We start from the raw sequence: 24,056 nt of genomic DNA, 5'->3' as shown, positions 1-24,056 counted from the left end.
CAAACTAACTTAAATATAAATTAAAAACTAACTAACTAAAATTTTATTATTATGGCATTTTTAAGCAAAAAAGCAATGAATTTCGCGTACGGGATGGGAGCTGCAGTTGTAATTATTGGAGCATTATTTAAATTGATGCACTGGCCAGGCGCAAGTTTGATGCTTATCGTAGGATTAGGAACTGAGGCATTGATTTTTGGTCTGTCAGCTTTCGATCCAGTAGATAAAGAATTAGACTGGTCATTAGTTTATCCAGAATTAGCCGGTGGTGAAGCAAAAGAAAAAGGTAAAAAAGAAGATCCAAAAGAAGCACAAGGTTTATTGTCTCAAAAATTAGACAATATGTTGAAAGAAGCTAAAATTGATGGACAATTAATGGAAAGTTTAGGAGCTAGCATCAGAAACTTCGAAGGTGCAGCAAAAGCAATTTCTCCTACAGTCGATTCTGTTGCATCAACAAAAAAATATGCAGAAGAAATGACTAAAGCAGCTTCTCAATTAGAAACTTTGAATGGTTTATACCAAGTTCAATTACAAAGCGCCGAAAGAAACGCAAAAATTAACGATGAGGTTGCTGAAAACAACTTAAAATTAAAAGATCAAATGCAAAGCCTTACTTCAAATCTTTCTACATTGAATAATGTATATGGAGGAATGCTTTCTGCAATGAGTAACAAAGGATAATTAGTTTTTTAACTATATATTTTAAACAAAATAATAATTTAAACTAATTAGAAAAAATGGCAGGAGGAAAATTAACCCCTAGACAGAAGATGATTAACCTGATGTATCTGGTTTTCATCGCAATGTTAGCATTAAATATGTCCAAAGAAGTACTATCGGCTTTTGGAATCTTGAATAATAAAATTATTGAGTCAAATGGTATTGCTGATGTTAGAAATGATTCATCATTCCAACAGTTAGCTCAAAAAGCTCAAGATCAGCCGTTACAATTTGGTGCTAAAAAGGAAAAGGTAGAAAAAATAAGAGCACTTTGTAAAGAATATAGCACGTATATAGAGGATATTAAAACTGAGTTTACAAAAGAATATCCAAGAAACGAAGACGGGAACTTACCTTTCGAAGCTATGGATAAAGGAGACAAAGTTGACGAGAAATGGTTTGAAGGTGATAAACCGTCAAAATCAGGTCAAGAGTTCCTTGATAGAATGAAGAATTTTGTTGAGAAAGTTAAACAAATCGGAGGAAGCTCAATATCTGAGCCGGAATTGAAAAAAATCCAAAAAAGATTTGCTGCTGAACCAGTAAAATCTAAAAGTGCTGGAGCTACTTTGAATTGGTTAGATTATAACTTCAAAGGATTCCCACTTATCGCAACGATTACAAAATTATCTCAATTACAGGCTGACATTAAAACTACTGAAAGCGATATTATTGCAGGTATGTTCCAATCAGACCTTGTGGCAGCTGCTTCATTAACAGCGTACCAACCAATTGTTGTTCCTGAAAAAACAGCTTTCTTTCAGGGAGAAGCCGTAAAAGGTAAAATTATCTTAGGTAAATTTGACCCGAACTTGGTTGCAAAATCAGTTATCGTAAACGGAGTCAGTGTTCCTGCTAAAGCGGGTCAGGCAGACTTCTCTTTTGGTGCTGGTGCAGTTGGAGAACATGAAATTACCGGTTCTTTCAACTTCGACGAAGGAGGAAAAGTTGTAAGCTTACCAATCAAAGGAAACTATGTAGTAGTACCTAAACCTAATTCAGCAAATATATCTGCTGATAAAATGAACGTAGTGTACAGAGGTTTACCAAACCCAATGACTATTTCATTTGCCGGTATTACTGATAATAAAGTTTCTGCTTCTGCTCCTGGTATGACAAAAGGTGCTAAGCCTGGACAATATAATCTTAGCCCTGGAAGTGGAACTGAAGTTACCGTTAGTGTAACTGGTGAATTACCGGACAAATCTAAAGTATCAGATAAGAAAGTATTTAGAATCAAAAACATCCCTGCTCCGGCTGGTGCAATTGGTGGAGTTACAGGAGTTCAAAAAGGAGCTAAATCTCGTTTAGAGGTTTCAAATATTACTGCTGAGCTTCAAGACTTCGTTTATGATTTAAAATATGAAGTAACTCGTTTTAGTTTCAAAGTTCCTGGACAAGCAGCTGTTATTGTTAACGGTAGTAAAGTTGATGGAAAATGTAAAGCGGCTTTAGCAAGAGCATCAAAAGGTGACCAAATATCTATTTTTGATATTAAAACAAAAATTGTTGGAGCTTCAGGAATTATCCCTAAAGATGCTGCACCGGTTATTTACGAAATACAATAATAATTTAAGTTGAGAGAAACCTACTTAAATAACTTATATTATAAATTATGAAAATTAAAAATCTTTTATCAGTAATTTTTGCAGTAGCAATGAGTGCTTCAACTTATGCTCAGGCAAACTTGTTGAATTCTAAAACTCCAGATGAGATTGGAAAGAAAACACCTGCACAGTTAATTTCTGACAACGACAAACCATTACCTTATGGTTATGTTCATGACAGGGATGTCTTAATGGGTAAAACCATTTGGGAGTTTATTGACGTTGATGAGAGAATTAATTTTCCTTTGTATTATCCTATCGATACGGCTTTCGTTGGTAAAGAAAGAAGATCACTCTTCGATGTACTTGTAAAAAACATCAAGAGTGGTAAAATAACAGAAGTATATACTGATGATTATTTCAATATTAAGAAAACGTTTAAGGATATGGAATCTTCATTTACTTATATCGATACTACCGATATGGGGAAAGATGAAATAAATAACTACTATGATGATTATAAAAGTGGAGCTAAAGTTTTAGACCCACAGTATATCAATAAAAAAGAATTGGACGCCAGTTATATTTCAGGCTACAAAATCAAAGGTTATTGGTATTTTGACAAACGTCAAGGTGAGTTGAAATACAGATTGTTAGCTTTGTGTCCGGTTACTCCTGAAGCAAGAGATGCCGGGAATGAAAAAGCCGATGTAATTGATTTGTTCTGGGTTTACTTCCCTACAGTAAGAGATATACTGCATGAGTCGAAGGCCTTTAATGATAAGAATTCTGCAATGCCAATCACGTTTGACCATTTGTTAAACTCCCGAAGATTTAACGGCGAGATTTACAAAGAAGAAAATGTTTATGGTGATAGAGAAATTCAGCAATACATGAAGGACAATTCACAGGCACAGCTTTTGGAATCTGAAAGAGTAAAAGAAAAGATTCGTAGTTTCGAATCTGACATGTGGAATTACTAAGAAATATTTCATAATAAAATATAAAACTCTCATCTTTATGGTGAGAGTTTTTTTTAGGTATAAACAGGATGAAAGATTACATTATTGTTGGCTCAGGATTGGCAGGCATCGCTTTTGCAGAAACCCTTTTGCAGCATAATAAATCATTTATAGTCTTTGATAATAAATCACAAAATTCAAGCAGCATCGCTGGTGGATTGTACAATCCGGTTATTTTAAAAAGATTTAGCCAGGTATGGAATGCAAATGCCCAACTTGAAATAGCATCAGAATTTTATCGAACGATAGAAGAAAAGTTCAAGGTTCAATTTGATTTTAAAATTCCAATTTACAGAAAGTTCTTTTCGGTAGAAGAACAAAACAATTGGTTTGCAGCCTCAGATAAACCTAATTTAGCACCATTTCTTTCAACAGCTATAGTTCACAAAAAATATGTAGGTATTGATGCTCCATTTGGATACGGAGAAGTCCTGCAAACGGGTTATGTTGATACAATTGCGTTGCTTACTAATTATCACGCCTATCTGAGGAGTTTGGATTTATTGATTTCTGAAACTTTTGATTATACAGAAATCAAAACGTTTGACGATTCTATTGAATATAAAAGCATAAAAACCAAATGCATTGTCTTCGCTGAAGGATTTGGAATGCATTCAAACCCTTTTTTTAATTATTTACCGCTTGACGGAACTAAAGGAGAATTATTTATCATCAGAGCTGCCGATTTAGACTTGGATGTAATTATAAATACAAATGTTTTTATTTTGCCATTAGGTAATAATCTGTTCAAGGTTGGCGCAACCTATAATTGGGAAGATAAAACAAACTCGCCTACTGAAGAAGGCAGACAAGAACTGATAGATAGAATAAATGAGATTCTAAACTGTGATTTTGAAATTGTAGAGCATTTTGCAGGCGTAAGACCAACAGTAAAGGACAGAAAACCATTACTTGGTACGCACCCAAAATACGCAAACCTTCATATTTTAAATGGCCTGGGAACCCGAGGTGTAATGCTGGCACCAACATTGGCTTTAGATTTATACGACTTTATCGAAAACGGAAAACCATTAGATAAGACAATCGATATAAAAAGATATGCTATTTCTTAACAGCATCTTTGTCAAAACTCACAAACATATTGATATAAATATTCCGGGCTAATCTTGAGTTAATCGGCATTAAAACAATCAGTGTTAAAATAATGCTGATAAATGATGGAGTTAATGCTAATCCCAAAAGGACTTTTGAAATGATAAATGCCGCGACTCCAACCATAACAGTCAGTCCATAATTTACATACATCGCCCCATAAAAAAAGGAAGGCTCTATTTGATAATGTAAACCACAGTGGCTACAATTCTCGTGCATTTCAAAAATCTTTGGTAAGTTGTATGGATTTTTATCAACATACATACTTTCTTCTTGGCATCTAGGACAAGTTCCTGTTAAAATACTATTTAGTTTGGATCCTTTTTTTAACATTTGCAAAAATTTTAATTTTATTTCCATTTCGGTTCTGCAAAGGTAAACCGAAAGCAGGTTTTAATACTAATATACTATTCTTTTTCTCTATGTTAAATATCCATAACTTATCTGTTTCTTTTGGTGGTACCTATCTTTTTGAAGAGGTAACTTTTCGATTAGGCTCAGGCGACAGAGTAGGACTTGTTGGGAAAAACGGCGCCGGAAAATCGACGATGTTAAAAATTCTTGCAGGCGATTTCAAACCCGATTCAGGTCAGATTGCAACCGAAAAGGAAATTAAAATGGGCTTTCTTCGTCAGGACATCGATTTTGAACATGGAAGAACTGTACTTGAAGAAGCTTATGAAGCTTTCACAGAGATAAAAGCTGTCGAAAAAAAGTTAGAAAACATCAACAATCAATTGGTCTCAAGAACCGATTATGAAAGCGAAGCATATAGTCAGATTATAGAAGATTTATCCGATTATACACATCGTTTTGAATTACTGGGCGGCTATAATTATGTTGGGGATACCGAAAAAATATTATTGGGATTAGGTTTCAAAAGAGAAGATTTTAACAACCAAACCGATACTTTTTCCGGTGGTTGGAGAATGCGAATAGAGTTGGCCAAATTATTACTGCAATCGAATGATATTCTATTGCTTGATGAGCCAACGAATCACTTGGATATCGAGAGTATCATTTGGCTGGAAGGATTTCTGAGAAACTTTCCAGGCGTAGTGGTAATTGTTTCGCACGATAAAATGTTTTTGGATAATGTAACGAATCGTACGATTGAAATCTCATTAGGCAAAGCCTACGACTACAACAAACCCTATTCACAATACTTAGTTTTGCGTGAAGAAATTCGCGAAAAGCAATTGGCTACAAAAAAAAATCAAGCCAAGAAAATTGAAGAAACAGAGAAGTTAATCGAAAAGTTCAGAGCGAAAGCATCAAAAGCATCGATGGCGCAATCGCTTATCAAAAAGCTGGATAAAGTAGAACGCATCGAAGTGGACGAAGATGATAACTCGGTAATGAATATTTCATTTCCGGTTTCCCAAACTCCGGGAAGAGTTGTGATTGAGGCAGAACATGTAACTAAAGCTTACGGAGATAAAACGATTTTAAAAGATATTTCGCTTTTGGTTGAACGCGGTTCTAAAATTGCTTTCGTAGGTCAGAATGGTCAGGGAAAATCAACTTTTATGAAAGCCATCGTTAACGAATTTAAATATCAGGGTTCGATAAAACTGGGACACAATGTGCAGTTGGGTTATTTTGCCCAAAATCAGGCCGAATATTTAGATGGCGAAATTACGTTATTAGAAACCATGATTAATGCAGCTACCGATACCAATCGTTCTAAAGTTAGAGATATGCTTGGTTCTTTTTTGTTTCGTGGTGATGATGTGGAGAAAAAAGTAAAAGTACTTTCCGGTGGAGAAAGAAATCGTTTGGCATTGTGCAAATTGTTGCTGCAGCCAATCAATGTTTTGGTAATGGATGAACCAACGAATCACTTGGACATCAAATCTAAAAATGTATTGAAAGCCGCATTAAAAAAATACGAAGGCACTTTATTGTTAGTTTCGCACGACAGAGATTTTCTACAAGGAATGTCGAATATTGTTTACGAATTTAAAGACCAAAAAATAAAAGAATATCTAGGCGACATCAACTTTTTCTTAGAACAGCGTAACGCACAAAGCATGCGTGAAATAGAAAAGAAAGATGTAGTCGTTACTTCGAATTCAAATAAGGAAAACAAAAATGTTTCTTATGAAGATCAAAAGAAAAGTAAATCACTGCAAAACCGTTTGAGTAAAGTAGAAAGTCAAATTCAGCAATTAGAAAAAGACATTCAGGCAGATGACAAAGCCTTAGCTTCAAACTATAACAAGCATGTTGAAGATGCTAATTTCTTTATGGCATACAATAAGAAAAAACAAGAGCTGGATAAACTGCTCGAAGAATGGGAAGTTGTACAGGGCGAGATTGATTCTTTATAACAAAAAAGAGTTCCTATTAGGAACTCTTTTTTTATTCTTTGTCAAAAACCAAATTGACATAAGTGGTATCTTTTTTAACATCAAAATAGATGCGTCTGTTGGGTTTGTCTTTTAACTCAAAATCTCCGTTTACGGTACATTTTCCTTCAGCAAAAGATAACCTGTGTTTATGGTTATTATAGCTTTATACAAACTGTCTTTTACCACTTCCTGCATAGGATAATCGCTTTCCCAACTTAATGGTTTTCCTTCACCGCGAATACCAACCGATTGCACATCCTTGACTTTTGAAACATCCAGAGTAACTACAACCAATCGTTTGTATGATTTCTGAACACAACCAGTCATGAGAATAAGAAGCATGGTTGTTTTTATAATAGTTTTCATAGTGAAATTCTTTCACGGGTTACTAAATAATCAATGCCAAATCTTCCGGAACCAAGAATCATATAGAATACTCCAACCCATAAAAATCCCATAGCCGGAAGGCAATTCCACATGCCGTTATTGATTTGTTGCATAAAAATAGCAACTAACATCGTACTCATTATTAAGAAGGAAGCGATTCGGGTTTGAAAGCCTAGCAGTAAAAAGATACCACCAACGGCTTCGCTAAATGCACCCATCCAGGCAAAGAACGCTGGGGCAATGGCAAATATACCAACATAAGCGGCTACATCATTTGGAAACCAAAAGGCCACTTCGAAGAAGCCTAAGTTATTATCCGCGGGCGACCAAGGCAAGCCAAATTTAGCAGCGCCAAAACTGTAAGTTAAAAGAAAGCCGCAAACAATTCTTGGAATGGCCAGCAGCAAATCTTGTGAACAATGTGGTAATAAAATCGGTTTTGTAATTTGTTTTAAAATTTTCATGAATGTTTATCTTAGTTGTCGAAATAGAATTAGTTTTTGTAACCCATAGATAATCCGATATCGCCAGTAACTTTTAAATCAACAGAAGCTGTGTCTTTTGATTGATTGGCGAAAACTAAGGCCGTATTCTTATCAATTTTCACTGTAACCAATTCGTTTGGTTTTACTTGTTGAAATGAATGACGACCACCATTATTTGGTTCATGATGGATTTCGATATTGTTTTTAGAAACGTTTTTTAATTTTACTTTGAAAGTTCCATGATCATTTTTGCCTAATATAAAACTGTCATTGGGTTTAATCGTTGTGTTTGATGTCAGGCTTCCACAGGAAAAGAATAAAAAAGTTAGTGCTACAGTTAAAATGCATTTTTTCATAATTGAAGTTTTAGTGATTATTACTGAGGCAAAATTGCACTATAAAACAAAGTCAATCGCTTCAAATTATGATTTGAGACTAAGTAATAACTATTCGGGAAGTATTGCGAATAAAGTAATTAGAGCTTTTCAATAAACTCTTTTGGAGAAAGGCCTGTGTTTTTTTTGAAAGCTCTGTTGAAAGTAGCTTTGGAGTTAAAACCGCAATCAAAAGCTATTCCGAGTAGGGTTGATTTTTTATGTTCACCTTTTTCGAAGCTGGTTTTTACGGCTTCAATTCGGTAGTTGTTTATGAAGTCGTTGAAGTTCATCTGAAAACCCTGATTGATTGCTTTAGAAATTACTGCCGCATTGGTGTCTAATTTCTTGGCAATATCGGTTAAGGTCAATTCCTGATTTTGATAAAGTGCTTGCGATTTGATTAAGCTTTCAATTTTAGCTTTCCAGCTTTCTATTTCGGCAGAGTTTTCCGCTTCAAAAACTTCGTGTTCAATATCAATAACAGCGGCTTCGGAATTAAATGTATCCGATAAAAGCAAAACAGGTTTCTTGTCAAACATTGAAACTTCAAATGGAATTTTGGTTATAATAGGATTAGCATAACCGGTAATTGCTATATAATACATGATAATAGAAAAGAACAGGAAAAACCACCAGCTGCCTTTATAGGAATTCAATTCCGGGAAAAAGACACTGGCAATATCGAACAAAATAGTTAGCGACAGCATTACTAAAAAACTATATAGATATGTTTTAATCCATTTGAATAAAACACTGTCGGCATAACTTACTACTTGAAACATCAATTTGCGATACAAATTGTAATAACGGATGGAAGCAACAAAGTAAATAGTCATCGAAATCAAACCTATATTGTGATACCAAGTATCAAAATCTTTATCGATTCCATCTTTGTAGAAATAATAATCCTGAAAAATATACTTGTCATAAACCCACATAAATACTGCATACAGTAAGTATAAAATGCCGGGAATCAGATGAAGAAAATTTCTCTTGGTCAAACGAAAAGAAGGATTCAGCAGACTTTGCGTATAGAAGTAAATTACCGGACCAATAAAAAACAAATGTTGAAATGGTGTGTAGAATAAGAAATCCCGATAAGGCTGATTGTCATACCAACCTGCAAAACCTAACATCCATGGTGCGACAAATAAACTACATAAAAAAATGAAAAAGCTCAACCAATAATTTGAATTTGTTTCAGTCCGAATAGCTTTTAACAAAAGCAAAATACTATAAATGATACCTTGTGAAAAGGTAATTAGTAGGAGCGAACTATAAAAACCAAACTGAAAAAGCATACATCAAATTTGCTTAAAGATAGGAAAGTTTAGGAGTTTTTAAAAGGATGTCGTTGCTGCCAAACTAATGTTGGTTCTAATTTTGGGAATATCTTATCAAAATACTTGTCAATCAATTTATTGCTATGATAAATAAAACCGGACATTAGAACCGGTTGAGCGCCAATAGAACTTTTGATTTCCAGCGCAGTTCTTCCAAAGATTATTTCTTTGAATTGATTCTCAATACCATATTTTGTCATGTTGTACAACATATTCAAATAAAGCATTTTTTCTTTTTGAATTTGCTCATCATAACCTAAGAAATATGTTTCTAACGTAGTTCCGTTGAGCAACAATGTATGGAAACCAACTAACTCATTATTTAAAAAATACCCAACGAGAATAAATCTATTACCACATTGTTTTTTAAAAGATGAGAAATGATTTTTGGCTAAAAAGAAAGTGTTGAAAGGCGCGTTTCGGGCAACGTGATGATACAATTCGTAAATACGTTCTTCATTATACAGGATTTCTTCCAATGATAATTCCCGCGTTGTGATTCCTTCAATTTTTTTGTGAGCGCGTTTGTATTGGTCACGGTATTTTTTAGAAAAAGCCGCGACATAATCGTCATTTGTTTTCCAACTTTTATCCAATTCAAAAATCATATTGGGTTGTGTGTTGAACTCATACATTTTAGAAAATGAGGATTTCTTAAGTTCAACAGCACAATTCTGATAAAAGTCCTTAAAGGAAACAATGTGAATTTTTATATGTTGCTTTTTGAAGTAGCACTTAATTTCTTTGGCACATTCATTTAATATTTCGGCTACCGTTTTTAAATCAATTTTTTTATTGAAAACATAGCCGTTTTGTCCGGTTATCATATTGTTACCTAGAAACAAAGCATGCGAAGCAAAGTTTTTAAAAACAAAATTTCGGGCATAAGTTTTAAAACATTTATCTCTTTCACCAAAAGATTCTAATTTATTCAAATTAAGGTATTGTGCTAATGCTACTCCAATAAGTTCCGATTCTTTGAAAATACCAATATAGAAACACTGCATATTGGTTGGCGCCGATTCTTCTAAAACTTTCAGATAAGGCGTTTGCAAAAAAGCATTGTCAAACGCAACTTGATCCCAGGAATCAGGAAGTTGTGAAATAGAAGAATATATTTTATAGGTAGTTGTTTCCAAAAAGCTAAAAAAAATCGCCCTACAAATGTAGAGCGATTTAGTTATAAATGAATGTTAAATTACTGCATCATACAGATTATTCCACCCATAATCGTGAAACAAACCGCCCAAAATCCACTGGTTACCATTACATATTTGAAACTTCTTCTTTCATACAAAGCTCCGGTTCCAATTAATGGGAAAACCAAAAAAAGTGCTGTCATAAAACCATGTAACGCACCATGTTTGAACGTTCTGAATGCTGTTCCGTAGTCGGCCATAAAAGCAGTATAAGATGGTTTTGCAATGGTAGGATCACCTCCAATCATTCCCATGGCACCAAACTGATGAATCGTTAACATTTGTAAAATAAAAGAAATCAGAAAAGCATAGACAATCGACAAGCCAAATATTTTAACCATATTGGCGCCTTTCATGTCTTCTTCAGATAATCCGGCTTCTTTCATCCAAACGTTTCCAAATACTTTTGGATTATACCAAATAAATCCAACAACCAGTGTTGACAAAGCAGCAAGTAATAATGCTAGAAAATTGATGTTCATAATTTTAAGTTTAATTGGTTAGTGTATCAAATGTAAAAAATATTTCTTAAATCCATTTTTTTTGGCAAAGTATTCAATTTTAATAGGAATTTTATTTGATTTTGTAAGATAAGTTAATAAAAAATTAAGTTATAAATGCATTTCGTCGATTTTATTTGTTTTTAAACGATAATGCTTATAATTTTACCTCGTCTTAACCTCAAATCATAAAACGTTATGAAAACTATTTTTACCTATGTCGCGTTACTTTTTGTTTCTGCATCAGTTTTTGCAGAGATATCGTCAACCGAAAAAAATGCTTTAATTAAACTAAACAAGGCAACCAAAGGATCACAATGGATTAACAAATGGGATTTAAAATCACCAGTATCAACCTGGTATGGTGTAGAAATCCAAAATGATAAAGTTGTCGCAATTAAATTGGTTAATAATAACCTTAACGGAGAACTTCCAAATGAAATAGGCGATTTAACATCACTGCAAGTTTTGAATCTTTTCAGAAACAATATTACAGGTGTATTGCCTGCCTCTATTGGGAATTTAAAAAACCTTACCAAACTGAATATTGCATTCAATCAGGTGTCAGGAGCTTTACCGGAAGCTTTAGGAAGTGCTACTCAATTAAAATCAATTGAAATGCACATGAACAGACTAACAGGTCAATTGCCTGTAGCTGTTGGAAATTTAACAAATTTGGAAACACTTTCTTTATTCAACAACGAAATTGAAGGTCAAATTCCGGCTTCTTATTATCAATTAAAATCGTTAAAAGTTTTATTGTTAAACAGTAATAAACTTACAGGTAAATTAGAAAAAGAAGTTTCAAGTCTAACTTCATTGGAAACGCTAAGTTTATTTGAAAATAAAATGGATGGTCAGGTTCCTTTTGATTTAGAGAAATTAGGAAACTTAAAAGAAATGAATATTTCTTATAATATGTTCAATGGATTGGTTTCCAGAAACCTTGCTAAACTGGATACCTTAAATATGACAATGGTAAATGAGCAAGGTGTTGCTACGACGCTAAAAGTGAGTATCGATAAAAACTCAGCAGTTGCTAATGATGAATAATAACTCTTGTTTTTTATAAATTTTGTTAGGTAAATAAGTAAAAAAAGTCTTGAGAAATCAAGACTTTTTTTATTTTATAAACTTAATAAACCTCATAAACCTCATAAACTTTATAAACTTTTATTCAGCTGCCACCATTTTTGAAGCGCTTCTGTAAATATAGTCGTTATAAATATGCCTTCTGGCAAAACGACTCGGAGATTCCGCATTCACCATCTTGATATACATTGGTCTTAAAACACCAAAATACTCGAACGAACTTCCATCTAAAAAGGTAACATAGAGTACGCCTTTCTCATAATAAAAATCAGCAAGGTTTACAGTTGATGTGATTCTTGTATATTCTGCTTTGTCTTTTTCCAAAGTTTCCGGCGCAATGCTTACTAAAAAATGATAAGCCGCAATAATCTCTGTACTTTTCTCTTCTGCTGCCAAACGTTCGGTTTCATCCTGAATTGTATCCGGATGGCTATCCTTCATACAGTTTCTGTAAATGGTTTTCAACTCTTTCAAAGTAGCTGTTTTGGTTACGCCAAGTAACGCTCTGTATTCAATAATTTTTTTTGTATTCATTTTGCTGGAATATAACCGATTAGGGCTTTTTAAATTTCGTGCAAAAGTAGTTCTTTACTTTAGATATATAAGCTCTCATTTCAAAATTATATTATTTTTTACTTTAAATATCTTGTGTGTGTCAATTTTCGTTGTATATTTGCACTCGAAACAGCGCGGGATAGAGCAGTAGGCAGCTCGTCGGGCTCATAACCCGAAGGTCACAGGTTCGAGTCCTGTTCCCGCTACTAAGTAAACTAAAAACCGAAAACACTAATTGAGTTTTCGGTTTTTTTATTCTCATTAAATGGAACACAAAGCAGGCTTCGTAAACATAATTGGAAACCCAAACGTTGGAAAATCAACCTTAATGAATGCCTTCGTTGGGGAACGCTTGTCTATCATTACCTCTAAAGCCCAAACAACACGTCACAGAATACTCGGAATTGTAAATGGAGAAGACTTTCAAGTCGTTCTATCAGACACACCGGGAATCATCAAACCGGCTTATGAGATGCAGAAATCGATGATGGATTTTGTAAAATCCGCTTTCGAAGATGCCGATGTATTGATTTATATGGTGGAAATTGGCGAAAAAGAATTAAAAGATGAAGACTTTTTCAATAAAATAATTCACGCTAAGATTCCGGTTTTGCTGCTTTTAAACAAAATTGACAAATCCAACCAGGAACAATTAGAAGAGCAAATTGCTTTGTGGAAGGACAAAGTTCCAAACGCAGAAATTTTCCCAATATCAGCTTTGGAGAATTTTAATGTAAAAGAAGTCTTTGCCCGTATTTTAGAATTACTTCCGGCATCGCCAGCTTATTATCCAAAAGATGCTTTGACCGATAAACCCGAACGTTTCTTTGTAAACGAAACCATTCGCGAAAAAATACTTTTAAACTACGATAAAGAAATTCCATACGCAGTCGAAATCGAAACAGAAGAATTTCTGGAAGATGAAAAAATCATCCGCATCCGTTCCGTAATCATGGTCGAACGTGATACTCAAAAAGGAATCATAATTGGACACAAAGGTGCTGCTTTAAAAAATGTTGGAATGCAAGCAAGAGCAGACTTAGAGAAGTTCTTCGGAAAACAAATCCACATCGAATTATATGTCAAAGTCAATAAAGACTGGAGAAGCAATGCGTTTCAGTTGCGTCGATTTGGCTATAATCAGAAATAGAGAACAAGACAAGAAAGGGAAAAGGGATAAGGCATAAGTAAATTATGTTTTATCCCTTTTCTATTTTCCCTCTTCCCTCTTCCCTCTTCCCATTTCCTTCTTACCATTCATTTCGGCAACTTGTTTAAATAAGATTTTAAATCCTATAAAATATTATTAAAAGGATAAAATATCTTTTTTATGTTGTTTTATAAGAAATAAAATTTAAATTTGTCAAAAATTCGAAAGCAAATGACTATTACTATTGTGCAGAGCAACGCACAGCATTTAATTTTTTGTGAAGCCATAATTAACGAAATGGAACATTCGGCTCAAATACGCGGCACCGGAATTGCCAAGCGTTCGGCTGCTTATTTGAGTCAGAAGATTGTAGACGGTAATGCAATAATTGCCTTAACGGATAGCAACGAATGGGCAGGCTTTTGTTATATTGAAACCTGGAGCCATGAAAAGTTTGTCGCCAATTCCGGCTTAATCGTAGCGCCACAATACCGAAAATTGGGATTGGCCCGAAAAATAAAGCAAGCCATATTCAACTTGTCCAGAGAAAAATATCCGAATGCTAAAATATTTGGATTGACAACTGGTTTGGCCGTGATGAAAATCAATAGTGAATTGGGTTACGAACCGGTAACGTATTCCGAATTGACCCAAGACGAGAACTTCTGGAACGGTTGCAAAAGTTGTGTCAACTATGAAATATTAATGGCGAAAGACAAGAAAAACTGTTTGTGTACTGCCATGTTATTCAATCAGAATGAAAATATAAAACAAAATGAATCCAATGAAAAAAGTAGTTTTAGCATTTAGCGGAGGTTTAGATACTTCTTTTTGCGCGGTGTATCTGTCAAAAGAAAAAGGATATGAAGTCCATGCTGTAACGGTCAATACGGGTGGTTTTTCTGTTGAGGATATCCGTGCTATCGAGAAACGCGCTTATGAATTAGGTATTCATTCCTATACTTGTGTCGATGCGGTGCAAACCTATTATGATACTTGTGTCAAGTATTTGATTTACGGCAATGTTTTAAAAAACAATACGTATCCGTTATCGGTTAGTGCCGAAAGAACAATTCAGGCCAAATCTATTGCGGCTTATGCCAAAAATATAGATGCTGATGCGATTGCGCACGGAAGTACTGGAGCCGGAAATGACCAAGTGCGTTTTGATGTGATTTTTTCAGTAATGTGTCCGAATATCGAAATTATCACACCAATCAGAGATTTGAGATTGTCAAGAGAAGCCGAAATTGACTTCCTAAAAGCAAAGAATGTCGAAATGAACTTCGACAAAGCCTTATATTCGATAAATAAAGGACTTTGGGGGACATCAGTTGGTGGAAAAGAAACCTTGACCTCTAATCTTTCCTTGCCAGAGACTTCTTATCCATCGCAATTAGAAAAGACAGAAGCCGATAAAACTGAAATAACGTTAAAATTCAAACAAGGCGAATTAGTAGCCGTAGACAATACAAATTTTTCGCATCCAAGTGAAGCGATTTTATATTTAGAACAATTGGCAGCACCATTTGCGATTGGTAGAGATATTCACGTTGGCGATACGATTGTCGGGATTAAAGGCAGAGTTGGTTTCGAAGCGGCTTCGGCTTTAATTATTTTGAAAGCGCATCATTTGTTGGAGAAACATACGCTGTCCAAATTCCAATTAAACCTAAAAAGTCAGTTGGCCGATTGGTATGGAACCTGGTTACATGAAGGCTTGTTTTTAGATCCTGTGATGCGTGATATTGAAACTTTCTTTGCTAACACTCAAAGCACAGTTAATGGAAAGGTAACCGTAACGCTTTTGCCATACAGATTTGTGCTTAACGGTATCGAATCTAGTAATGATTTGATGGCATCTAAATTCGGCAGCTATGGTGAAATGAATTTAGCGTGGTCTGGTGAAGATGTAAAAGGATATTCTAAAATCATTAGCAATTCCTTGGCGATTTACAACCAAGTCAATCCCAATAAATTATAATCATGGAAATCAAAATAAAAATCGGAATCGTTGGAGCTGCAGGTTATACCGGTGGTGAACTTATCCGATTGCTGTTAAACCATCCAAAAGCAGAAATTGCTTTTGCCCTAAGCAGAAGTCAGGCAGGCAATGCGGTTTCGAGCGTACATACGGATTTGTTTGGTGAAACCGATTTGATTTTCACCAATGAATATTCGAATAATATTGACGTTTTGTTTTTGTGCTTGCCACATAAGAAAAGCAAAACCTGGATTGAAAGTCATTCGATTAATGACAAGGTGAAAATCATCGATTTGGGTAATGATTTCAGATTGGAAGGCGATTTTAGCAAAGGAGAATTTGTTTATGGTTTGCCCGAAGTGAATTCAGAAGCCATAAAATCAGCCAATTACATAGCCAATCCTGGGTGTTTTGCTACAGCAATTCAATTGGCATTGTTGCCTTTGGCGAAAGCCAAATTATTGCAAACGGTCTACACCACAGGAATCACAGGTTCCACAGGTGCCGGACAATCGTTGCAGTCAACTACGCATTTTACATGGAGAGCGAATAACATTTCAGCATACAAAACCTTGACACATCAGCATGTGGCAGAAATTTGTAATACGTTAGAAAAATACACCAACCATAAAGTCAATTTAGAATTTGTGCCTTGGCGTGGCGATTTTACACGTGGAATTTTCACGAGTTCCACTTTGCAAACTACTTTGGATTTGGCAGCTTTAACAGCGCTTTACGAAGATTTTTACAGCGGCAATTCCTTTGTATTCGTTTCGAAAGATACAATCGATTTGAAACAAGTGGTGAATACAAACAAATGTCTGTTACACCTGGAAAAAGAAGGCGATCATATCGTCATCCATTCGGTGATTGACAATTTGATAAAAGGCGCTTCCGGTCAGGCGGTGCAGAACATGAATTTGATGTTGGGCTTTGAGCCAACGCTTGGACTAAAACTAAAAGCTTCAGCATTTTAAAAGAAAGACGATGAAATTATTTGATGTATATCCATTATTCGATCTGAACTTCGTGAAAGCGGAAGGCAGTTACGTTTGGACCGACAAAAACGAAAAATACCTGGATTTATACGGTGGTCATGCCGTAATTTCTATTGGCCACAGCCATCCTATTTATGTGGAGAAAGTGACCCAACAATTGCAAAATATTGGCTTTTATTCCAATTCGGTTAAAATTCCAATTCAGGAAGAAGTAGCCGAATTATTAGGGAAAATCAGCGGTTACAACAATTATAATTTTTTTATGTGTAATTCGGGAGCCGAAGCCAACGAAAATGCAATAAAACTAGCCTCATTCCATACCGGAAGAAAAAAGAACATCTGCTTCACCAAAGCTTTTCATGGACGAACTGCCGCTGCAGTAGCAGCAACCGACAACAAAAGTATCATCGCGCCGGTCAATGAAACCGACAATTTTATTTTTGTGCCTTTCAACAACACAACACTATTGGAGGAAGCTTTTGTTAACAATGAAATTTCCTCTGTAATTATCGAAGGTATTCAGGGTGTTGGCGGTGTTCAGATTCCGGAAGCTTCTTTTTTACAAAAAATTAGAAGCCTATGTGACGAAAATGGGGCTGTTTTTATTTGCGATGAAATCCAATCAGGTTACGGAAGAACGGGCAAGTTTTTTGCACACCAACATGCCAAAGTCAAAGCTGATATTATCACGGTTGCTAAAGGCATGGGTAATGGATTTCCGGTTGGCGGCGTATTGATTTCACCTGAGATTAAGGCCAAACACGGTTTGCTCGGAACGACTTTTGGCGGAAATTATTTGGCTTGCGCTGCATCAAAAGCAGTTTTGGAAGTCATTGAATCGGAAAAATTAATGCAAAATGCGATTGAAGCCGGTAATTATCTATTCGAACAATTAAAAGACGATGAAAGTATCGCTGAAATCAGATACCAAGGATTAATGTTTGGCATCGAATTAAAAACGTCTTGCGCACCATTCAGAAACCAACTGCTGACTGATTTTAAAATCCTAACCGGAAATGCATCTTGTCCAAATACGTTGCGAATTCTTCCGGCTTTAAATATTACCAAAGCCGAATTGGATTTGTTTGTTAAGGCCTTCAAAACCATTTCACAGACTAAATTAGTAACGATATGAAAAGATTTTTCTCCGCCGATGATGTTACCGATATAGACGCTTTGGTCAATGAAGCCATTTCGATTAAGAAATCTCCATTACTGAATAGCGATTTAGGCAAAGGTAAAACGCTTGGTTTGGTGTTTCTAAACTCAAGTTTGAGAACCAGATTGAGCACTCAAAAAGCTGCACAGAATTTAGGTTTAAACACGATAGTTTTAAATGCTGGTCAGGAAGCATGGACCTGGGAATTTGAAGATGGCGCCATCATGAATGGTTCTACAGTCGAGCATATCAAAGATGCCGCGAATGTATTGAGTCAGTATTGTGATATCATAGGGTTGAGATGTTTCGCAGGTTTGACAAACAAAGCTGAAGATACTTCCGAAAAAGTATTTTCTTTATTTGAAAAATACGCAACCGTTCCGGTGATTTCTTTAGAATCGGCGACTTTGCATCCGTTGCAGAGTTTGGCCGATTGTATTACGATAGCCGAGCATTTACCTAATAATAAAAAACCAAAAGTTGTCCTCACTTGGGCGCCGCATATCAAGTCTATTCCACAAGCTGTGGGGAATTCTTTTGCGCAATGGATAAACAAAACGGATTTTGAATTTGTTATTACGCATCCGAAAGGCTATGAATTGGACATCCAATTTACCCAAAAAGCAACCATCGAGCATAACCAACAAAAGGCTTTGCAGGACGCCGATTTTGTGTATATAAAAAATTGGTCTTCTTTTGAAGATTACGGACAAGTAGTACCTGTGAATGAAGATTGGTTACTGACCAATGAAAAATTAAAAGTAACCAATAACGCGAAAATCATGCATTGTCTTCCGGTAAGAAGAAATGTGGAAGTAAGCGATGAAGTTTTAGACAGTGAGAACTCCTTAATCTACGAGCAAGCCAACAACAGAACATTTGCGGCGCAAGTTATTTTGGAAAAAATTGTAAAAGGAAATGGAAAAGCTTAACATCATTAAGATTGGTGGAAACATCATAGATGACGAACTGCAATTAAAGGAGTTTGTCTATGCTTTGGCCACGCTTAATAAACCATTTATTTTAATTCACGGCGGAGGTAAATTGGCAACCGATTTGGCGACCGATTTAAATATTCCGCAGGAAATGATTGATGGCAGAAGAGTAACCAATGAACAAACCTTAAAAATTGCAACTATGGTTTATGCCGGTTATATCAATAAAAACATTGTGGCTTTATTACAAAAGCACAAACGAAACAGCATCGGATTATCGGGTGCGGATGCCAATTTGATTCAGGCAACTAAACGAAATCCTGAGCCCATTGACTTTGGATTCGTAGGCGATGTAAATGCTGAGGATGTGAATGTTGTTTTTCTGAAACAATTACTCCATCTCGGAATTACTCCGGTGATTAGTGCGATTACCCATGATGGCAACGGGCAATTATTAAATACTAATGCCGATTCGATTGCTAATGCGATAGCTGTGAGTTTGTCCGGAATTTTTGACACTCAGCTGATTTATTGTTTTGAAAAGAACGGTGTCTTGTATCATCCCGAAGACGATAATTCGGTAATTCCATTGTTGGATTGGAATAAGTTTCAGACTTTAAAAGCTGCAGGCATTATCAGCAAAGGCATGTTGCCCAAATTGGAGAATTGTTTTCAGGCATTGCATCAGAAAGTTGGCAAAATAGGCATCATCAATGCCAAAAATATAACAGGATTTATCAACAACAAAACCCATGAAGGAACAACTATTCAATAACACTACAACTGATTTATTTCAATCGGCTTTCACACTTTTAAAAGAACTGATTGCGATTCCTTCGTTCAGCAAAGCCGAAGACAAAACCGCCGATTGTATTCAACAGTTTTTGGAAGATTTTGGAGTGCCAACGCACAGAGCGATGAATAATGTTTGGGCTTTTAATCAGTTTTATGATGAAACAAAGCCAACAATATTACTCAATTCACATCACGATACTGTGAAACCGAATGCAGGTTATACGTTGAATCCATTTGAGCCAATTGAAAAAGACGGTAAATTGTATGGTTTAGGAAGTAATGATGCCGGTGGCGCTTTGGTGAGTTTGATAGCGACTTTTTTGCATTTTTGGGATAAGCCTAATTTGAAATATAATATTGTTCTAGCCGCCACAGCCGAAGAAGAAATTTCAGGTGTCGATGGTGTTGAATCGATTTACAATGAATTGGGAACTATTGATTTTGCTATCGTAGGTGAACCAACGGAAATGAATTTGGCCATAGCCGAAAAAGGATTGTTAGTTTTAGATTGTGTAGCCAAAGGAACATCGTCACACGCCGCACATCCAAATCCTGACAATGCGATTTTAAATGCGATACAAGATATCAATTGGTTTAACAATTACAAGTTCGAAAAAGTATCCGATTTGTTGGGCGAAATCAAAATGACTGTAACCATTATCAATAGCGGATCACAACATAATGTCGTTCCAGATTGCTGTCAGTTTACTGTTGATGTGCGAACGACAGAGCAATATACCAACACAGAAGTTTTTACTATAATCAAAGAGAATGTGCAAAGTGAAGTAACAGCACGTTCGCTACGATTGAATTCGTCTTCGATACCGTTAACGCATCCATTTGTGCAAGCCGGATTGCAATTGGGTAGAACTTATTACGGTTCGCCAACGTCTTCCGATCAAGCGGTAATTCCTTGCCCGTCGCTCAAAATGGGTCCGGGTTTATCGACTCGTTCTCACAGCAGTGATGAATTTATTTATGTGGACGAAATCAAAGAAGCGATTGAGATTTATAAAAATGTTTTAACGCAAATTCTATAGTTATGGCAACCAAAATATGGCAGAAAACAGCCAGCAACAACGAAGAACATTCGGGAATAGTCGAGAAGTTTACCGTAGGAAATGATATCGCCTTTGATTATGTTTTGGCGAAATTTGATGTGTTGGGTTCACTAGCGCATTGCGAAATGTTGCATTCTATAGGTTTGTTAACTTCGGATGAATGGAATGTTTTAGAAATCGAACTCAAAAATATTTTAGCCGAAATCGCTCAAGGAAATTTTAGCATTGAAGAAGGCATTGAAGATATTCACTCTCAAGTAGAGCATTTATTAATTCAAAGAATAGGCGAGACCGGAAAGAAAATCCACAGCGGTCGTTCGAGAAATGATCAGGTGTTGACCGATTTGAAATTGTATTTGAAGTCGGAAATAAAAGAAATTGTTGTTCAGACAGAAGTTTTATTCAATACCTTAATTCAATTAAGTAATAAACACAAAAACGCATTACTTCCGGGGTATACACATTTACAAGTTGCGATGCCGTCGTCATTTGGACTTTGGTTTGGTGCTTATGCCGAAAGTTTGGTGGATGATTTGGAACTATTATTGGCGGCTCACAATGTGACCAATAAATCTCCGTTAGGTTCAGGTGCAGGTTATGGCAGTTCGTTTCCTTTAAACAGAAAGTTGACAGCTGATTTGTTAGGTTTTAAAACATTAAATGTCAATTCTGTTTACGCCCAAATGACGCGAGGTAAATCAGAGAAAGTCCTGGCTATGGCAATGTCTGGAATTGCAGCTACTTTGAGCAAATTCGCTTATGATATGTGTTTGTATCTCAATCAGAATTTTGGTTTTATTGCTTTTCCTAATGCATTGACAACAGGCAGCAGTATTATGCCACACAAAAAGAATCCGGATGTTTTTGAAATCATCAGAGCACGAACCAACAGAATTCAGGCGTTACCAAATGAACTGACGTTGCTGACTAATAATTTGCCTTCAGGTTACCACAGAGATTTTCAACTGACTAAAGAAGGTTTGTTTCCTGCAATTCAGTCGTTGAAGGATTGTTTGACCATGTTCGACTTTATGTTGCAGCATATTGAAGTCAAAACCAATATTGTCAAAGATTCGAAATACGATTATATGTTTAGTGTAGAAAATGTAAACCAACAAGTGTTGGATGGTATTCCGTTTAGAGAAGCCTATAAAAATATCGGATTAGCTATTGAAAGTGATTCTTTTGAGCCTAATTACAACTTACAACACAATCATATTGGAAGTATTGGCAATTTAGGTAACGAACAGATAACAGCTGCTTTTAACGAAATTAAAGATCAGTTTATTTAATCGGGAAAGTGTAAGCCGTTTCTTTTTTGGCTTCATTTAACACAATGCTACTGTGGTATTGGCCGATATTTGGAATATTCGAAATCACATCAACCACAAAAGAATTGTAAGAGGTTATGTCTTCGGCTATAATCTTAAGCATATAATCGTAGTTTCCCGAAAGACTAATTACTTCCTGCACTTGAGGAATAGCAATAATGGTTTTTTCGAAATCACTCAATGCCTGTTTGGATTGCTCTTTGAGCGTGATATTACAATACACGACGATTTGCATCCCAATTTTAAAGCGATCCACCAAGGCTACATATTTCAGTATCACATTGTCTTTCTCAAGATTTTTGATTCTTTCATAGGTCGGCGTAAACGAAAGCCCAACGCGTTCTCCAATTTCTTTTACCGAAATAGTCGAATCCTGTTGCAGTATTTCTAATATGGCCAGGTCTTTAGCGTCTAATTGGTGTTTCATGTGCTAGTATTGTACAACAAATATAAACTTAAATTGATTGATATAACAATATTTTGGAACCTATAGAAAATAAAGTGGAAGTATACTTGTAGTTTAATTTTACTTTTTTAATGACTTATCCCTTTTCACTTATCCCTTGACTTTCAACTTAATTAAACTACCTTTGCAAAAAATTAAAAATACGCATGAACAATATTGTAGCCATAGTTGGAAGACCAAACGTAGGGAAATCGACTTTTTTTAATCGTTTAATCAAAAGAAGAGAAGCTATAGTTGACTCGGTTAGTGGTGTTACCCGTGACAGAAATTATGGAAAAAGTGAATGGAATGGAAAAGAGTTTTCTGTAATTGACACGGGTGGTTATATCAAGGGTTCAGACGATATTTTTGAAGGAGAAATTCGTCGTCAGGTTGAGTTGGCTATAGATGAAGCAGATGCGATTATTTTTGTGGTTGATGTAGAAGAAGGCATTACACCTATGGATGCAGAGGTAGCCAAATTACTTAGAAAAGTTACCAAACCCATATTGTTAGCAGTCAATAAAGTTGATAATGCGATGCGTGAAAAAGACGCAGTTGAATTCTACAATTTAGGTTTAGGTGAATATTTTACCATTGCCAGCATCAGCGGAAGCGGAACAGGAGAACTTTTAGATGAATTAGTAAAAGTGTTACCGGAATTACCAGAAGTAACTGAAGAAGAAGCGGCCTTACCAAGATTTTGTGTAGTTGGAAGACCAAATGCCGGAAAGTCGTCTTTCATCAATGCGTTAATTGGAGAAGATAGATTTGTAGTTACTGATATTGCCGGAACAACCCGTGATGCAATTGATACCAAATACAATCGTTTCGGATTTGAATTTAACTTGGTTGATACAGCCGGAATTCGAAGAAAAGCTAAAGTAAAAGAAGATTTAGAATTTTATTCGGTAATGCGTTCGGTTCGTGCGATTGAACATTCGGATGTTTGTGTTTTATTGATTGATGCAACCCGTGGTTTCGAAGGTCAGGATCAGAGTATTTTTTGGCTAGCTGAGAAAAACAGAAAAGGGGTTGTGATTTTAGTAAACAAATGGGATTTGGTCGAAAAAGACACCATGTCAACTCGTGATTACGAAAACAAAATCAAGGAAGAACTAAAACCATTTACCGATGTGCCTATTTTGTTTGTATCGGCATTGACAAAACAACGTTTGTTAAAAGCATTGGAAACGACAGTTCAAGTTTTTGAAAACAGGAAACAGCGTATTCAGACTTCAAAATTCAACGATTATATGTTGAAACTAATTGAAGCTTATCCACCACCAGCGGTGAAAGGAAAATATGTAAAAATTAAATATTGCATGCAGTTGCCAACACCAACACCACAATTCGTATTTTTTGCGAATTTGCCTCAATATGTTCAGGAAGCGTACAAGCGTTTCTTAGAAAATAAAATCCGTGAAAACTGGGATTTCTCAGGTGTTCCGATTGATATTTACATCAGAGAGAAATAAAATTTAGATTATATTGCCAATTA

At 35.6% G+C, this 24,056-nt stretch carries 25 protein-coding genes and 1 tRNA gene; 17 read left to right on the top strand and 9 right to left on the bottom strand.

The window, feature by feature from the left end; genetic code table 11:
* Nucleotides 1–51: 51 nt before the first annotated feature.
* From porL to L1S35_RS01280, 4 genes are all read left to right on the top strand, one after another.
* Nucleotides 52–684 (top strand): type IX secretion system motor protein PorL/GldL, encoded by a 633-nt coding sequence (gene porL, locus L1S35_RS01295; RefSeq protein ID WP_236395923.1) that lies wholly within the window; start codon nt 52–54, stop codon nt 682–684.
* A gap of 56 nt (nt 685–740) precedes the next feature.
* Nucleotides 741–2,291 (top strand): type IX secretion system motor protein PorM/GldM, encoded by a 1,551-nt coding sequence (gene porM / locus L1S35_RS01290; protein WP_236395922.1) that lies wholly within the window; start codon nt 741–743, stop codon nt 2,289–2,291.
* Nucleotides 2,292–2,338: 47 nt separating this feature from the next.
* A complete protein-coding gene (porN, locus tag L1S35_RS01285) occupies nt 2,339–3,253 on the top strand; it encodes a type IX secretion system ring subunit PorN/GldN (RefSeq protein WP_236395921.1) in 915 nt (304 codons plus the stop codon).
* 68 nt (nt 3,254–3,321) lie between these two features.
* A complete protein-coding gene (locus L1S35_RS01280; RefSeq protein WP_236395919.1) occupies nt 3,322–4,365 on the top strand; it encodes an NAD(P)/FAD-dependent oxidoreductase in 1,044 nt (347 codons plus the stop codon).
* On the opposite strand, the gene L1S35_RS01275 is transcribed toward L1S35_RS01280, so the two are convergent.
* Nucleotides 4,355–4,738, bottom strand: coding sequence for a DUF983 domain-containing protein (locus L1S35_RS01275; protein WP_236395917.1), 384 nt, complete (start codon nt 4,736–4,738; stop codon nt 4,355–4,357). The two genes, L1S35_RS01280 and L1S35_RS01275, sit on opposite strands and share 11 nt — an antisense overlap.
* Nucleotides 4,739–4,827: 89 nt before the next feature.
* Between L1S35_RS01275 and L1S35_RS01270 the strand changes: the two genes are divergently transcribed.
* Entirely contained in the window at nt 4,828–6,738 is a 1,911-nt protein-coding gene (locus L1S35_RS01270; protein ID WP_236395915.1) for an ABC-F family ATP-binding cassette domain-containing protein, read from the top strand.
* 129 nt (nt 6,739–6,867) lie between these two features.
* On the opposite strand, the gene L1S35_RS01265 is transcribed toward L1S35_RS01270, so the two are convergent.
* The 6 genes from L1S35_RS01265 to L1S35_RS01240 all read right to left on the bottom strand — a co-directional run bounded on the left by L1S35_RS01265 (nt 6,868) and on the right by L1S35_RS01240 (nt 11,032).
* Nucleotides 6,868–7,125: a hypothetical protein gene (locus L1S35_RS01265; protein ID WP_236395913.1), complete on the bottom strand. Its 258-nt coding sequence runs from the start codon at nt 7,123–7,125 to the stop codon at nt 6,868–6,870.
* Nucleotides 7,122–7,610, bottom strand: a complete 489-nt coding sequence (locus tag L1S35_RS01260) for a DoxX family protein (RefSeq protein WP_236395911.1) — start codon at nt 7,608–7,610, stop codon at nt 7,122–7,124. Before L1S35_RS01260 ends, L1S35_RS01265 begins: the two co-directional genes overlap by 4 nt.
* A gap of 29 nt (nt 7,611–7,639) precedes the next feature.
* Nucleotides 7,640–7,987, bottom strand: coding sequence for a hypothetical protein (locus tag L1S35_RS01255; RefSeq protein ID WP_236395909.1), 348 nt, complete (start codon nt 7,985–7,987; stop codon nt 7,640–7,642).
* A 119-nt stretch (nt 7,988–8,106) separates the two neighbouring features.
* Nucleotides 8,107–9,189 carry a helix-turn-helix domain-containing protein gene (locus tag L1S35_RS01250; protein WP_236395908.1) on the bottom strand — a complete coding sequence of 361 codons (1,083 nt, stop codon included), beginning with the start codon at nt 9,187–9,189 and terminating at the stop codon, nt 8,107–8,109.
* A gap of 149 nt (nt 9,190–9,338) precedes the next feature.
* Nucleotides 9,339–10,490 carry an 8-amino-7-oxononanoate synthase gene (locus L1S35_RS01245; protein WP_236395907.1) on the bottom strand — a complete coding sequence of 384 codons (1,152 nt, stop codon included), beginning with the start codon at nt 10,488–10,490 and terminating at the stop codon, nt 9,339–9,341.
* Between the two features lie 59 nt (nt 10,491–10,549).
* A complete protein-coding gene (locus tag L1S35_RS01240) occupies nt 10,550–11,032 on the bottom strand; it encodes a DUF1761 domain-containing protein (RefSeq protein ID WP_236395906.1) in 483 nt (160 codons plus the stop codon).
* A 216-nt stretch (nt 11,033–11,248) separates the two neighbouring features.
* On the opposite strand from L1S35_RS01240, the gene L1S35_RS01235 reads away from it, so the two are divergent.
* Nucleotides 11,249–12,103: a leucine-rich repeat domain-containing protein gene (locus L1S35_RS01235; RefSeq protein ID WP_236395905.1), complete on the top strand. Its 855-nt coding sequence runs from the start codon at nt 11,249–11,251 to the stop codon at nt 12,101–12,103.
* A 120-nt stretch (nt 12,104–12,223) separates the two neighbouring features.
* Here L1S35_RS01235 and L1S35_RS01230 read toward each other — a convergent pair whose 3' ends face one another.
* Entirely contained in the window at nt 12,224–12,676 is a 453-nt protein-coding gene (locus tag L1S35_RS01230; protein WP_236395904.1) for a KTSC domain-containing protein, read from the bottom strand.
* A 154-nt stretch (nt 12,677–12,830) separates the two neighbouring features.
* Between L1S35_RS01230 and L1S35_RS01225 the strand changes: the two genes are divergently transcribed.
* The 10 genes from L1S35_RS01225 (at nt 12,831) to argH (ending at nt 22,071) form a co-directional block, all read left to right on the top strand.
* Nucleotides 12,831–12,903 (top strand) — tRNA-Met (locus L1S35_RS01225).
* Between the two features lie 59 nt (nt 12,904–12,962).
* Complete coding sequence (era, locus tag L1S35_RS01220; RefSeq protein WP_236395903.1) at nt 12,963–13,847, top strand: GTPase Era; 885 nt, start codon at nt 12,963–12,965, stop codon at nt 13,845–13,847.
* Between the two features lie 231 nt (nt 13,848–14,078).
* Nucleotides 14,079–14,657, top strand: coding sequence for a GNAT family N-acetyltransferase (locus tag L1S35_RS01215; RefSeq protein ID WP_236395902.1), 579 nt, complete (start codon nt 14,079–14,081; stop codon nt 14,655–14,657).
* On the top strand, nt 14,632–15,831 hold the full coding sequence (locus tag L1S35_RS01210) for an argininosuccinate synthase (RefSeq protein ID WP_370641036.1): 1,200 nt from the start codon (nt 14,632–14,634) through the stop codon (nt 15,829–15,831). The genes L1S35_RS01215 and L1S35_RS01210 overlap by 26 nt, the downstream gene beginning before the upstream one ends.
* Nucleotides 15,832–15,833: 2 nt before the next feature.
* The gene (gene argC, locus L1S35_RS01205) at nt 15,834–16,808 is read left to right on the top strand and encodes an N-acetyl-gamma-glutamyl-phosphate reductase (RefSeq protein ID WP_236395900.1); all 975 of its coding nucleotides are present in this window, start codon (nt 15,834–15,836) and stop codon (nt 16,806–16,808) included.
* Between the two features lie 10 nt (nt 16,809–16,818).
* Nucleotides 16,819–17,964 carry an aspartate aminotransferase family protein gene (locus L1S35_RS01200; protein ID WP_236395898.1) on the top strand — a complete coding sequence of 382 codons (1,146 nt, stop codon included), beginning with the start codon at nt 16,819–16,821 and terminating at the stop codon, nt 17,962–17,964.
* A complete protein-coding gene (locus L1S35_RS01195) occupies nt 17,961–18,920 on the top strand; it encodes an N-acetylornithine carbamoyltransferase (protein WP_236395896.1) in 960 nt (319 codons plus the stop codon). Before L1S35_RS01200 ends, L1S35_RS01195 begins: the two co-directional genes overlap by 4 nt.
* The gene (gene argB / locus L1S35_RS01190; RefSeq protein ID WP_236395894.1) at nt 18,907–19,698 is read left to right on the top strand and encodes an acetylglutamate kinase; all 792 of its coding nucleotides are present in this window, start codon (nt 18,907–18,909) and stop codon (nt 19,696–19,698) included. The genes L1S35_RS01195 and argB overlap by 14 nt, the downstream gene beginning before the upstream one ends.
* On the top strand, nt 19,676–20,758 hold the full coding sequence (locus L1S35_RS01185) for a M20 family metallo-hydrolase (protein WP_236395892.1): 1,083 nt from the start codon (nt 19,676–19,678) through the stop codon (nt 20,756–20,758). Before argB ends, L1S35_RS01185 begins: the two co-directional genes overlap by 23 nt.
* 2 nt (nt 20,759–20,760) lie before the next feature.
* The gene (gene argH, locus L1S35_RS01180) at nt 20,761–22,071 is read left to right on the top strand and encodes an argininosuccinate lyase (protein ID WP_236395891.1); all 1,311 of its coding nucleotides are present in this window, start codon (nt 20,761–20,763) and stop codon (nt 22,069–22,071) included.
* Here the strand turns inward: argH and L1S35_RS01175 are convergent.
* Nucleotides 22,064–22,537 carry an Lrp/AsnC family transcriptional regulator gene (locus L1S35_RS01175; RefSeq protein ID WP_236395890.1) on the bottom strand — a complete coding sequence of 158 codons (474 nt, stop codon included), beginning with the start codon at nt 22,535–22,537 and terminating at the stop codon, nt 22,064–22,066. The two genes, argH and L1S35_RS01175, sit on opposite strands and share 8 nt — an antisense overlap.
* A gap of 185 nt (nt 22,538–22,722) precedes the next feature.
* On the opposite strand from L1S35_RS01175, the gene der reads away from it, so the two are divergent.
* Nucleotides 22,723–24,033 (top strand): ribosome biogenesis GTPase Der, encoded by a 1,311-nt coding sequence (gene der / locus L1S35_RS01170; RefSeq protein ID WP_236395889.1) that lies wholly within the window; start codon nt 22,723–22,725, stop codon nt 24,031–24,033.
* Nucleotides 24,034–24,056: the final 23 nt, after the last annotated feature.

The organism is Flavobacterium anseongense (genome assembly GCF_021608185.1).
Taxonomy (GTDB): domain Bacteria; phylum Bacteroidota; class Bacteroidia; order Flavobacteriales; family Flavobacteriaceae; genus Flavobacterium; species Flavobacterium anseongense.
This window is presented reverse-complemented; position numbering and strand designations above follow the sequence as displayed.